Annotated in this window: 8 protein-coding genes and 1 pseudogene; all 9 read left to right on the forward strand. The window is 73.9% G+C overall.

Annotation, left to right across the window (positions count from 1 at the left end; all coding sequences use genetic code 11):
* Nucleotides 1-247 precede the first annotated feature (247 nt).
* The 9 genes and pseudogenes from GL259_RS31925 (at nt 248) to GL259_RS31965 (ending at nt 12,772) form a co-directional block, all read left to right on the forward strand.
* Complete coding sequence (locus GL259_RS31925; protein WP_159536743.1) at nt 248-3,961, forward strand: ThuA domain-containing protein; 3,714 nt, start codon at nt 248-250, stop codon at nt 3,959-3,961.
* 123 nt (nt 3,962-4,084) lie between these two features.
* A pseudogene (locus GL259_RS31930) lies at nt 4,085-5,259 on the forward strand (inositol-3-phosphate synthase).
* Nucleotides 5,260-5,402: 143 nt separating this feature from the next.
* Nucleotides 5,403-6,323 carry an SCO3242 family prenyltransferase gene (locus GL259_RS31935; protein WP_243762611.1) on the forward strand — a complete coding sequence of 307 codons (921 nt, stop codon included), beginning with the start codon at nt 5,403-5,405 and terminating at the stop codon, nt 6,321-6,323.
* A 113-nt stretch (nt 6,324-6,436) separates the two neighbouring features.
* Entirely contained in the window at nt 6,437-7,318 is an 882-nt protein-coding gene (locus GL259_RS31940; protein WP_159539153.1) for a sugar phosphate isomerase/epimerase family protein, read from the forward strand.
* Complete coding sequence (locus GL259_RS31945) at nt 7,315-8,052, forward strand: EboA domain-containing protein (protein WP_159536745.1); 738 nt, start codon at nt 7,315-7,317, stop codon at nt 8,050-8,052. The genes GL259_RS31940 and GL259_RS31945 overlap by 4 nt, the downstream gene beginning before the upstream one ends.
* Nucleotides 8,052-8,900, forward strand: a complete 849-nt coding sequence (locus GL259_RS31950) for a TatD family hydrolase (RefSeq protein ID WP_159536746.1) — start codon at nt 8,052-8,054, stop codon at nt 8,898-8,900. Before GL259_RS31945 ends, GL259_RS31950 begins: the two co-directional genes overlap by 1 nt.
* Nucleotides 8,901-8,912: 12 nt before the next feature.
* Complete coding sequence (eboE, locus tag GL259_RS31955; RefSeq protein ID WP_159536747.1) at nt 8,913-10,082, forward strand: metabolite traffic protein EboE; 1,170 nt, start codon at nt 8,913-8,915, stop codon at nt 10,080-10,082.
* A complete protein-coding gene (locus GL259_RS31960; RefSeq protein WP_159536748.1) occupies nt 10,079-11,464 on the forward strand; it encodes a nucleotide pyrophosphatase/phosphodiesterase family protein in 1,386 nt (461 codons plus the stop codon). Before eboE ends, GL259_RS31960 begins: the two co-directional genes overlap by 4 nt.
* 114 nt (nt 11,465-11,578) lie before the next feature.
* Nucleotides 11,579-12,772, forward strand: coding sequence for a sugar phosphate isomerase/epimerase family protein (locus GL259_RS31965; protein WP_159536749.1), 1,194 nt, complete (start codon nt 11,579-11,581; stop codon nt 12,770-12,772).
* The last annotated feature ends 179 nt before the right edge of the window (nt 12,773-12,951 follow it).

Genomic DNA, 12,951 nt, shown 5'->3' on the forward strand with positions numbered 1-12,951 from the left:
GCGGGCCGGAACGGGGACCGGAACATCCGCCGGTCCCCGGTCCGACCTGCCCGGACGCCACTTTGTCCTGAGATGGGAAAAAGTTCGACCAGTCCTGGGTCAAGGGGTGTCCGCCTCGAGGGAACGCGGTTACCGTCCTTGAAGTGTTCAGGACACACACGTCTCCGGGGTGACGGCGCACCCCGGCGCCCGCACCGCACCTCCACGCACCCGTTCCGTACGGCCATCCCGTTCCCGGAGGGACTTCGTGCACAGAAGCAGACTCAGAAGCACCACCACCGCGAGGCGTCCCGGACTCCGCACCACCCTCGCCCTGTTCACCGGCCTGATGCTGGCCGTGGGCACCCCGGCGACCGTCGCCGGCGCCCACCCCGGCCACCCGGAACACGACGGACCGGCGGCCGCCGAGGGGCAGTTCCAGCAGGTGCCGCTCGCCAAGGGCGAACCGGAGACGGGCGAGCCGATGTCGCTCGCCGTGCTCCCGGACCGCAGCGTCCTGCACACCTCGCGCGACGGCACGCTGCGCCTCACCGACCAGGGCGGCGTCACCAAGGTCGCCGGCAAGCTCGACGTCTACAGCCATGACGAGGAGGGCCTGCAGGGCGTCGGCGTCGACCCGGACTTCGAGAACAACCGGGCGATCTACCTCTACTACGCCCCGCCGCTCGACACCCCCGCGGGCGACGCCCCGGAGACCGGCACCGCCGAGGACTTCGCGAAGTTCGACGGCGTCAACCGCCTCTCCCGCTTCGTCCTCAACCCCAACGGCACGCTGGACCTGGCCAGCGAGAAGAAGGTCCTGGACGTCGCGGCCTCCCGCGGCACCTGCTGCCACGTCGGCGGCGACATCGACTTCGACGCCGAGGGCAACCTCTACCTCTCCACCGGCGACGACACCAACCCCTTCGCCTCCGACGGCTTCACGCCGATCGACGAGCGGCCGAACCGCAACCCGGCCTTCGACGCCCGCCGCAGCTCCGGCAACACCAACGACCTGCGCGGCAAGATCCTGCGCATCAAGGTCGCCGAGGACGGCTCGTACACGATCCCGGAGGGCAACCTCTTCGCCCCGGGCACCGAGAAGACCCGCCCCGAGATCTACGCCATGGGCTTCCGCAACCCCTTCCGGATGAGCGTCGACGACAAGACCGGCGTCGTCTACGTCGGCGACTACGGCCCCGACGCCGGCGCCGCCGACCCGGACCGGGGCCCGGCGGGACAGGTCGAGTTCGCCAAGGTCACCGAGGCCGCCAACTTCGGCTGGCCGTTCTGCACCGGCGACAACGACGCCTACGTCGACTACGACTTCGCCTCCGGTGCCTCCGGCGGGAAGTTCGACTGCGACGCCCCGAAGAACACCTCGCCGCACAACACCGGCCTCGTCGACCTGCCGCCCGCCCAGCCCGCCTGGATCCCGTACGACGGCGGTTCCGTGCCCGAGTTCGGCAGCGGCTCCGAGTCCCCGATGGCCGGCCCGGTCTACCGCTACGACCCCGAGCTCGAGTCCTCGGTGAAGTTCCCCGAGGCGTACGACGGCGACTTCTTCGCGGGCGAGTTCGGCCGCCGCTGGATCAAGCGGATCGAGCAGGCCGAGGACGGCACGGTCGCGAAGATCAACGACTTCCCGTGGACCGGCACCCAGATCATGGACATGGAGTTCGGGCCCGACGGCGCGCTCTACGTCCTGGACTACGGCGTCTCCTGGTTCCAGGGCGACGAGAACTCCGCGCTGTACCGGATCGAGAACGCGGAGGACGGCTTCTCCCCGATCGCCGAGGTGAGCGCCGACAGGACCTCCGGCGCGGCCGGCCTGAAGGTCAGGTTCACGGCCACGGCCAAGGACGCCGACTCCCCGGACCTCACCTACAGCTGGGACTTCGGCGACGGCACCAAGGGCGAGGGACTCACCCCCACCCACCGGTACAAGAAGGCCGGCACCTACACCGCGACCTTCACCGCGAAGGACCCCGAGGGCAACACCGGCAACGCCAGCACCCGGATCGTGGTCGGCAACACCGAGCCCAGGGTGAAGATCGAGGTCCCGGGCAACGGCAGCCTGGCCGCCTTCGGCGAGCCCGTCCCGTTCAAGGTGACCGTCACCGACCCCGAGGAGACCGTCGACTGCTCCAAGGTCAAGGTCGTCTACAGCCTCGGCCACGACTCCCACGCCCACGAGCTGACCAGCGAGACGGGCTGTGAGGGCACCCTCGAGCCGCCCGCCGGGGACGGCGGCCACGACCCCAACGCCAACATCTACGGCGTCGTCGGAGCGAGCTACACCGACGGCGGGGCGAACGGCCAGGAGGCCCTGACCGGCACCGCCCGCACCGTGCTCCAGCCGCTGCACCGCCAGGCCGAGCACTTCACCGCCCAGTCGGGCGTGCGGACCTACGACAAGTCCGCCGCCCACGGCGGCAAGACCGTCGGCGACATCGACGACGGCGACTGGATCTCCTTCGGCCCCTACCGGTTCGCCGGGCAGAAGAAGATGACCGTGCGGGCCTCCTCCGGCGGCGCGGGCGGCTTCGTCGAGCTGCGCACCGGCTCGCCCGACGGTCCGCTGCACGGCTCGGCGTACATCCCGCCGACCGGCGGCTGGGAGACGTTCCAGGACGTCGACGTGCCGCTGCGGTCGCTGCCGAAGCGCACCACGGAGATCTACCTGGTCTTCCGGGGCGGCGACGGCGCGCTCTACGACGTGGACGACTTCGAGTTCTCCACCGAGCCGTTCAAGGCCGGCAAGAAGGTCCTGGTCTTCTCCAGGACGGCGGGCTTCCGGCACGACTCCATCCCGGAGGGCGTCGCCGCGCTGAAGGAGCTGGGCGCCCCGGCCGGCATCTCGGTCACGGCGACCGAGGAGGCGAGGCAGTTCACCACGGCCAACCTCGCCAAGTACGACGCGGTGGTCTTCCTGTCCACCACCGGTGACGTCCTCGACGCCGACCAGCAGAAGGCGTTCGAGGACTACGTCGAGAACGGCGGCGGCTACATGGGCATCCACGCCGCCGCCGACACCGAGTACGACTGGGAGTTCTACGGCGGCCTCGTCGGCGCCTACTTCGACTCGCACCCGGCCATCCAGAAGGCCACCGTGCGCGTCCACGACCACGACCACCCGTCCACCGCGCACCTGGACGACGCCTGGGAGCGCACCGACGAGTGGTACAACTACCGCACCAACCCGCGTGAGCAGGCCAAGGTCCTCGCCACCCTCGACGAGACCACCTACCAGGGCGGCACCATGAAGGGCGACCACCCGATCGCCTGGTGCCAGAGCTACGGCGGCGGCCGCTCCTTCTACACCGGCGGCGGTCACACCAAGGAGTCCTACGCGGAGGAGGCCTTCCGCGCCCACCTGCTCGGCGGTCTGCAGTACGCCACCGGCCAGGTCAAGGCGGACTGCAAGCCGGCCAAGGGCCACCGGGACATCTTCAACGGCCGGACCCTGGATGGCTGGAAGCAGGCCGGCCCCGGCAAGTTCGTCGTCAGGGACGGCGTGATGGAGTCCGAGGGCGGCATGGGCCTGCTGTGGTACCAGGCCAAGGAACTGACGTCGTACTCGCTCAAGCTCGACTGGAAGATGCAGGGCGACGACAACTCCGGTGTCTTCGTGGGCTTCCCCGCCTCCGACGACCCCTGGTCCGCGGTGAACAAGGGCTACGAGATCCAGATCGACGCCACGGACGCGCCCGACCGCACCACGGGCTCCGTCTACTCGTTCCAGTCGGCGAACACCAAGGCCCGTGACCAGGTCCTGCGGCCGCCCGGCCAGTGGAACTCCTACGAGATCAAGGTCCAGGGCGAACGCCTCCAGGTGTTCCTCAACGGAGTCAAGATCAACGACTTCACCAACCAGGACCCCGAGCGGAGCCTGACCGACGGCTACATCGGCCTGCAGAACCACGGCGCCGACGACCAGGTCTCCTTCCGCAACATCCAGCTGAAGGAACTGCCCTCCTAGGGGCGACCAGAACGGCGGCGGGCGGAGGACGCCGGACCTCCGCCCGCCGTCTCCCCGGGCCCCGCGCCCGGCACCCCGCTTCCGGCGCTCGCACCCGGTTCGCGTACGACAAGGAGGCTGCCCATGTCCGCCGAACCGTCCCTCCCCACCCCCTCCTCGGCCCCGCGCTTCGGCGTCTGGCTCATCGGGGCGCGCGGATCCGTGGCCACGACCGCGATCGCGGGCTGCGCCGCCGTCACCGCCGGGCTCCGTCCGCCGACCGGCATGGTCACCGAGACCCCGCCCTTCACCTCGTGCGGCCTGCCGGCGCTGTCGTCCCTCGTCTTCGGGGCCACGACACCGTCGACTGCCCGCTGCCCAAACGCGCCGAGCACCTCGCCGCCGACGGCGTCCTGCCGCACGGCCTGCCGTCCGCCGTGCACGCCGAACTCGTCGCCGCCGACCGGGAGATCCGGCCCGGCGGCCCGCTGCCCGGTGACGCGGACGGCGGCCCCGCCCGCACCGACGAGGACTGGATCGACGTGTTCGCCACCGACATCCGCGACTTCGTGCGCCGCCGGGGACTCGCGGGCGCCGTCGTGGTGAACGTCGCCTCCACCGAACCCGCTCCCACCGACGGCGCACTGCCGCCCAGCTCCCTCTACGCGGCGGCCGCCCTGCGCGCCGGCTGCCCCTACGTCAACTTCACCCCCTCCACCGGCCTGCACCACCCGGCGCTGGCCGGCGAGGCCGCGACGGCCTCCGTCCCCCACGCGGGCCGCGACGGCAAGACCGGACAGACCCTGCTGCGCTCCGTGCTCGGCCCGATGTTCCTGCAGCGCGCCCTCGCCGTGCGCGCCTGGTCCGGCACCAACCTCCTGGGCGGAGGCGACGGCGCCGCCCTCGCCGACCCCGCGGCCGCCGCCGCCAAGAACGCCGGGAAGGAACGCGTCCTCGCCGACACCCTCGGTGCCGTACCCCAGGGCGAGGTCCACATCGACGACGTGCCCGCGCTCGGCGACTGGAAGACCGCCTGGGACCACATCGCCTTCGAGGGCTTCCTCGGCTCCCGCATGATCCTGCAGACCATCTGGCAGGGCTGCGACTCGGCGCTGGCCGCGCCGCTCGTCCTCGACCTGGCCCGGCTGGTCGCCCGCGCCCAGGAGCGGGGCCTGTCCGGTCCGCTGGGCGAGCTGGGCTTCTACTTCAAGGACCCGGTCGGGGACGGCCCGTCGTCACTGGCCGAGCAGTACGCGGAGCTGAAACGCTTCGCCGAGCGGCTGCGGGACGACGCCGACGGTCACGGGGCGCAGCGGTGAGCCGCCCGGCCGCCACGGCGCAGGACACGACGGCGCCGGCCGGGGCGACGGCGCCGGCCGGCCCGGCCCCCGAGGACGCCGCCCCGGCCCCCGGCGGCGTCGCACCCCGTCCCCGCCCCGGTCGCGCGGGCGCCTGGGCCGAGCTGCTGCGCCTGCCCGCACTGTTCACCGTCCCCGGTGACGCCCTGGCCGGCGCGGCGGCGGCCGGCGCGCGCCCCGGGCCCCGCACCCTGCTCGCCATCGGGTCCTCGCTGTGCCTGTACGAGGCCGGCATGGCCCTGAACGACTGGGCGGACCGCGCCGAGGACGCCGTGGAGCGCCCGCACCGCCCGCTTCCGTCCGGCCGCATCCGACCGGCCGCCGCCCTCACCGCGGCCTGCGGCCTCACCGGCGCCGGTCTGGTGCTCGCCGCCGGCGCGGGACGACCCGCCCTGGCGGTGGCCGCCCCCCTGGCGGCGACCGTCTGGGCCTACGACCTGAGGCTGAAGCACACGTTCGCCGGTCCCGCGGCCATGGCGGCCGCCCGCGGCCTCGACCTGCTCCTGGGCGCGGCGGCCACCGGCGGCGGCACCCGCGCCGCGCTGCCCTCCGCCGCGCTGCTGGGCACCCACACCCTCGCGGTCACGGCCGTGTCCCGCCGGGAGACCGGCGGCGGTTCGGCCCTGGTCCCGCTGGCGGCCCTGGTGACGACGGGGGCACTCACCCGGCTGGTCACCCACCGCCGCACCCGACTCCCGGCAGGCCGGCGGGCAGCAGCCGCCCCCGGCCTGCCGGGTCCCGGCCCGGCGGAACCCCCGCACCGGGCCACCGGCGCCCTCGCCACCGCCCTGGGCGCCGCCTACGCCGCCACGGCCGCCCGCCCCTACTTCCACGCCGCGCTCAACCCCTCGCCCCCGCTCACCCAGCGGGCCGTCGGCGGCGGCATCCGGGCCACGATCCCGCTCCAGGCCGCGCTCGCCGCCCGTTCCGGGGCGGCCGCCACGTCCCTGCTGGTCGCCGCCCTGGCCCCGGTCGGCCGGATGGTCGCGAGGAGGGCCGGCATGAGGAAGGTGAGCATCACGTGAACCGGAACCCGAATCGAGAGCCCGACGGGGCCACGGCCGCGGACGCGGGCCCGCAGCCGGACCCGGACGGCGCCTTCCCGCCCCCTTTCCGCTTCGGTTACGGCACCAACGGGCTGACCGACCTGCGCCTGGACGACGCGCTCGCCCTGCTCGCCGACCTCGGCTACGACGGCGTCGGCCTGACCCTCGACCACATGCACCTCGACCCGCTCGCCCCCGGCCTGGCCGCCCGCAGCGCCCGGGTCGCGCGCCGGCTGGAGGCGCTCGGCCTGGGCGTCACCGTGGAGACCGGGGCCCGCTACGTGCTCGACCCGCGCCGCAAGCACGGCCCGTCCCTGCTGGACCCCGACCCCGACGACCGCGCCCGCCGCGTCGACCTGCTCGTCCGGGCCGTCCGCGTCGCCGCCGACCTCGGCGCGCACGCCGTGCACTGCTTCAGCGGCGTCCCGCCGGCCGGCACCGACGCGGACACCGCCTGGAAGCGCCTCGCCGAGACCCTCACCCCCGTCCTGGACGCCGCCGCCACCGCCGGCGTCCCGCTCGCGGTCGAACCCGAACCCGGCCACCTGCTCGCCACCCTCGCCGACTTCCACCACCTGCGCCGCACGCTCGGCGACCCCGAGCCCCTCGGCCTCACCCTGGACATCGGCCACTGCCAGTGCCTCGAACCGGACCCGCCCGCCGACTGCGTGCGCCAGGCCGCCCCCTGGCTGCGCCACGTGCAGATCGAGGACATGCGCCGCGGCGTCCACGAACACCTCCCCTTCGGCGACGGCGAGATCGACTTCCCGCCCGTCCTCGCGGCCCTGGCCGCCACCGGCTACCGGGGCCTGACCGTGGTCGAACTGCCCCGCCACTCCCACGCCGGCCCCCACTTCGCCGCCCACTCCCTCCCGTTCCTCCGCCGAGCCGCCCGGTCCGCGGCGACCGCCACCCCCTCCGTCCCCCCGCACGGCGATCCCTCCGCCACCCCCGAAGGGAGCAGCACCCCGTGAACCGCCCCCATGCCGCCCCGGCCACCCCGGAGACAGGCACCACCGGCAGCCGGGCGACCCCCGGTGAAGACACCGCCCCCGCCCTCGCCCCGCCCGCCCAGCTGCACCGCCACCTCGCCGAACGCCTGGGCGGAGCCGCCCGTGCCTGGCTCGACCAGGCCCTCGACGAGGCCGCCGCCCACCCCGGCGCCCACGGGCCCATCTCCGTCTGGGAGCTGCGCCTCGCCGAGGCCGGCCGCCGCTGCGGTCCCGCCCACGCCGACGCCGCCCGCGTCCTCATCCTGCACGCGGCCCACGCCGACGCCGACGCCCTGACCCGGGTCTACCACCAGGGCACCGCCGACGAACGCCGCGCGGTCCTGCACGCCCTGCCGCACCTCGTGCCCGGCCCCGACGCCCTCCCGCTCGTCGAGGACGCCCTGCGCACCAACGACACCCGTCTGCTCGCCGCCGCCGTCGGCCCGTACGCCGCCCGGCACCTGGACGCCCACGCCTGGCGGCACGCGGTGCTCAAGTGCCTGTTCACCGGCGTCGGCCTCGACCACGTGGCGGACCTGGACCGGCGGGCCCGGGGCGACGGCGAGCTCGCCCGCATGCTCGGCGACTACGCCGAGGAGCGCACCGCCGCCGGCCGCGCCGTCCCGGAGGACCTGTACCGCGTCCTGGCCCTGACCGGGTCCGCCACCGCGAACCCGCCGCACGGCACGGACCACCCCCACGGCAAGGAGTCCTGATGCGCATCTTCGACCCGCACATCCACATGACGTCGCGGACCACCGACGACTACGAGGCGATGCACGCCGCGGGGGTGCGGGCGGTGGTGGAGCCCTCCTTCTGGCTCGGCCAGCCCCGCACCTCGGTGGCCTCCTTCCTGGACTACTTCGACGCCCTGCTGGGCTGGGAGCCCTTCCGCGCCGCCCAGTACGGCATCGCCCACCACTGCACGCTCGCCCTCAACCCCAAGGAGGCCAACGACCCGCGCTGCACGCCGGTCCTGGAGGAGCTGCCCCGCTACCTGGTCAAGGACGGCGTGGTGGCGGTCGGGGAGATCGGCTACGACTCCATGACCCCGGCCGAGGACGCCGCGCTGGCCGCCCAGCTGCAGCTCGCCGCCGACCACGGCCTGCCCGCGCTGGTGCACACCCCGCACCGCGACAAGCTGGCCGGGCTGCGCCGCACCCTGGACGTGGTGCGCGAGTCGGACCTGCCGGTGGAGCACGTGCTGCTGGACCACCTCAACGAGACGACCGTCGCCGCGGCCCGGGACAGCGGCTGCTGGCTGGGCTTCTCCGTCTACCCCGACACCAAGATGGACGAGGCGCGCATGGTGGCGGTGCTCCAGGAGTTCGGCCCGCAGCGGGTGCTGGTCAACTCGGCCGCCGACTGGGGCAGGAGCGACCCGCTGAAGACCCGCAAGGTCGCCGACGCCATGCTCGCCGCCGGCCTCGGCGAGGACACGGTGGACCTCGTGCTGTGGCGCAACCCGGTCGCCTTCTACTCCCTCAGCGGCCGCCTCGACCTCGACGTCCCGCAACCGCAGGACCTGCACGAGGGCAACTCCATCCTGCGCGGCGGGGAATGAGGGGAGCAGCGGATGCGTTTCCGGCACCCCGACGGCTCCACCGTCCACCTCGCCTACTGCACCAACGTCCACCCCGCCGAGAGCCTCGACGGCGTCCTCGGCCAGCTCCGTGACCACTGCGAGCCCGTCCGCCGCCGCCTCGGCCGCGACCGGCTCGGCATCGGCCTGTGGCTCGCCAGGGACGCCGCCCGTGCCCTGGTCACCGACCCGGCGGCGCTGCGGGGACTTCGGACCGAGCTGGACCGGCGCGGCCTGGAGGTCGTCACCCTCAACGGCTTCCCCTACGAGGGGTTCGGCGCCGAGGAGGTCAAGTACCGCGTCTACAAGCCCGACTGGGCCGACACCGAACGCCTCGCGCACACCACCGACCTCGCACGCGTCCTCGCCGGACTGCTCCCCGACGACGTCACCGAGGGCAGCATCTCCACCCTCCCGCTCGCCTGGCGCACCGCCCACGACGAGCAGCGCGCCGGGACGGCCCGCGCGGCCCTGCGCACCCTCGCCGAACGCCTCGACGCGCTCCAGGAGCTGACCGGACGCTCCGTCCGCGTCGCCCTGGAACCGGAGCCCGGCTGCGTCGTCGAGACCACCCGCGACGCCATCGCCCCGCTCACCGAGATCGCCCACGACCGCATCGGCATCTGTGTCGACACCTGCCACCTCGCCACCTCCTTCGAAGACCCGCACACCGCCCTGGACGACCTGACCCGGGCCGGCGTCCCCGTGGTCAAGTCCCAGCTCTCCGCCGCCCTGCACGCCGAGCAGCCCCACCTTCCCGAGGTCCGCGAGGCCCTGGCCGCCTTCGCGGAACCCCGCTTCCTGCACCAGACCCGCACCCTCACCGCCGCCGGCCTGCGCGGCACCGACGACCTCGGCGAGGCCCTGGCCGGCGACGCGCTGCCCGGCACGGCGCCCTGGCGCGCCCACTTCCACGTCCCCCTGCACGCGGCCCCCGCCGCGCCCCTCACCTCCACCCTGTCCGTCCTCAAGGCGGCCCTGACCCGGCTCGTCGGCGGCCCGCACCCGCTCACCCGCCACCTGGAGGTCGAGACCTACACCTGGCAGGCCCTCCCGCCCGAGCTGCGCCCCCGCAGCCGCGCCCAGCTCGCCGACGGCATCGCCGCCGAACTCGCCCTCGCCCGCGACCTGCTCACCGACCTCGGTCTGAAGGAACTGCCATGAGCGACAAGCGCCCCGTCCCCCTTCTGGTCCTGGACGTCGTGGGCCTCACCCCCCGCCTGCTCGACCACATGCCCCGCCTCAGGGCCCTCGGCCGGTCCGGCTCCCGCGCGCCGCTGGGCACCGTGCTGCCGGCCGTCACCTGCGCCGCGCAGTCCACCTTCCTGACCGGCACCACGCCCTCGGAGCACGGCATCGTCGGCAACGGCTGGTACTTCCGCGAACTCGGCGACGTCCTGCTGTGGCGCCAGCACAACGGGCTCGTCGCCGGCGACAAGCTCTGGGACGCCGCCCGCCGCGCCCACCCCGGCTACACCGTCGCCAACATCTGCTGGTGGTACGCCATGGGCGCCGACACCGACTACACCGTCACCCCCCGCCCGGTCTACTACGCCGACGGCCGCAAGGAACCCGACTGCTACACCCGCCCGCCCGCCCTGCACGACGAACTCACCGAGAAGTTCGGCACCTTCCCCCTCTTCCACTTCTGGGGCCCCGGCGCGGACCTCGTCTCCAGCAAGTGGATCATCGACGCCACCCGCCACATCATGCGCACCCGCCACCCCGACCTGACCCTGTGCTACCTCCCGCACCTCGACTACGACCTGCAGCGCTACGGCCCCGACGACCCCCGCTCCCTGAGGGCGGCCGCCGACCTCGACGCCGCCCTGGCCCCGCTCCTGGACGACGCCCGCGCCGAGGGCCGCACCGTCGTCGCCCTGTCCGAGTACGGCATCACCCGCGTCAGCCGCCCCGTCGACATCAACCGCGCCCTGCGCCGCGCCGGCCTGCTCGAGGTCCACACCCAGGACGGCATGGAGTACCTCGACCCGATGGCCTCCCGCGCCTTCGCGGTCGCCGACCACCAGGTCGCCCACGTCTACGTCCGCCGCCCCGAGGACCTGGACGCCACCCGCGAGGCGCTGGAGGGCCTGCCGGGCATCGACGAGATCCTCGACGACGAGGGCAAGAAGGCGAACGGGCTCGACCACCCGCGCGCCGGCGAACTGGTCGCCGTCGCCGAACCCGACGCCTGGTTCACGTACTACTACTGGCTCGACGACGCCCGCGCCCCCGACTTCGCCCAGCTCGTGGAGATCCACCGCAAACCCGGCTACGACCCGGTCGAACTCTTCATGGATCCCCTCGACCCGTACGTCAAGGTCAAGGCGGCCACCGCGCTGGCCCGCAAGAAGCTCGGCATGCGCTACCGCATGGCGGTCGTCCCCCTCGACCCGTCACCTGTTCGCGGCAGCCACGGCCGGCTCCCCGCGAGCGACGACGACGGTCCGCTCCTCATCTGCTCCACCCCCCGCGCCGTCGGTGACCGCGTCGCGGCCACCGACGTCAAACAGCTCCTGCTCCGGCTCGCCGGACTCGGCTGACGCACCAGCGGGCACGGCTCCCGAGATCCGACTACCGGGAGTGAACCACACGGCACTGGCAACGGCCGGTCCCGGCGGCACCGGAACCGGCCACGACCGAGAAGGCAGGCACCCGTGACCCTGTACTCCGACCCCTCCCGCACCGAGGCCGCCACCGCCTCCGCCGCCCCGGACGAAGGGCTGCGCCGCACCCTCGGCGTGGACCGCCGCCGCTTCCTCAGCACCTGCACCGCCGTGGCGGCCGGGGCCGTCGCGGCCCCCGTCTTCGGCGCTTCCCCCGCCCTGGCCCGGGACCGCGGCAGAGACCACGGTCACGGGCACGGCGGGCAGGTCCTCGTCCCGCCGCACAAGCGCGGCATCATCCTCTACACCGTCCGGGACGCGGTCGGCCGCGACCCCCTCTCCACCGACCTGCCCTCCGGCTTCCGCGAGGTGTTCAGGCAGCTGGCCCGCCACGGCTACCGCCAGGTGGAGTTCGCCGGCTACCGCCAGCACGCCAACGCCCCCGGCGGCGCCGACCTGGAAACCGTCGAGGGCGCCAGGCTGCTGCGCTCCTGGCTCGACGAGTACGGCCTGCGCGCCCAGGGCAACCACGGCTTCATCCCGCCGTCCTGGCCGCTGACCACCGCGGACCTGGACACCTTCAAGAAGCACCTCGAGATCGCCAACATCATCGGCATGGACCACATGGGCACCGGCGGCGACCCCACCGGCAGCTCCCACCGCGCCGACTGGGACGTGGCCGCCGACAAGTGGAACGCCCTCGGCGAGATCGCCCGCCGCGAGGGCATCAAGCTCTACACCCACAACCACGACGGCGCCTACGGCTTCCTGCTCGACGGCGGCCCGCTGGACGACCAGGGCCGGCCGACCCGCAGCTCCGGCATCCGGAAGCTGGAGTACTTCCTGAAGGTCACCGACCCCCGGCTCGTCTGGCTGGAGATGGACGTCTTCTGGGCCCACGTCGCCCAGTACAAGTTCCACACGTACACCGCCCACGACGGCTCCACCCGCAGGGACGTCTTCGACCCGGCCGGCCTGGTCGCCCGCAACAACGAGCGCTACCCGCTGTTCCACGCCAAGGACGGCGTCGTCAGCACGACCAACGGCATGGGCTACGAGATGGTGCCCTTCGGAACCGGCGTCATCGACTACACGGCGTTCTTCTCACGGGTCGGGCAGCGGAACTACCACAACCCGATGATCGAGGACGACAACGCCCCGAGCGCCACCGACCCCGGGCAGTCGCTGCGGGAGGCCAAGATCGGCTACGACAACATGGCGGCCCTGCGCAAGCGGCGCCGCTGACCGGGAACACGGACCGGGCGGCTCCTCCCGCACCCCGCGGGAGGGGCCGCCCGGCCCGCGGGCCCGGGGACCGGCGGGGGAGCGGCCGCCCGCCTCCCCGGAGCGCCGGCTCACTCCGTGAGGAGCCGGACGGACCACCGCTCGCGCACCGCGAGTGACCGCGCGGTCGCACGCGGTGC

The organism is Streptomyces sp. Tu 3180, assembly GCF_009852415.1.
In the GTDB taxonomy this organism is placed as follows: Bacteria; Actinomycetota; Actinomycetes; order Streptomycetales; family Streptomycetaceae; genus Streptomyces.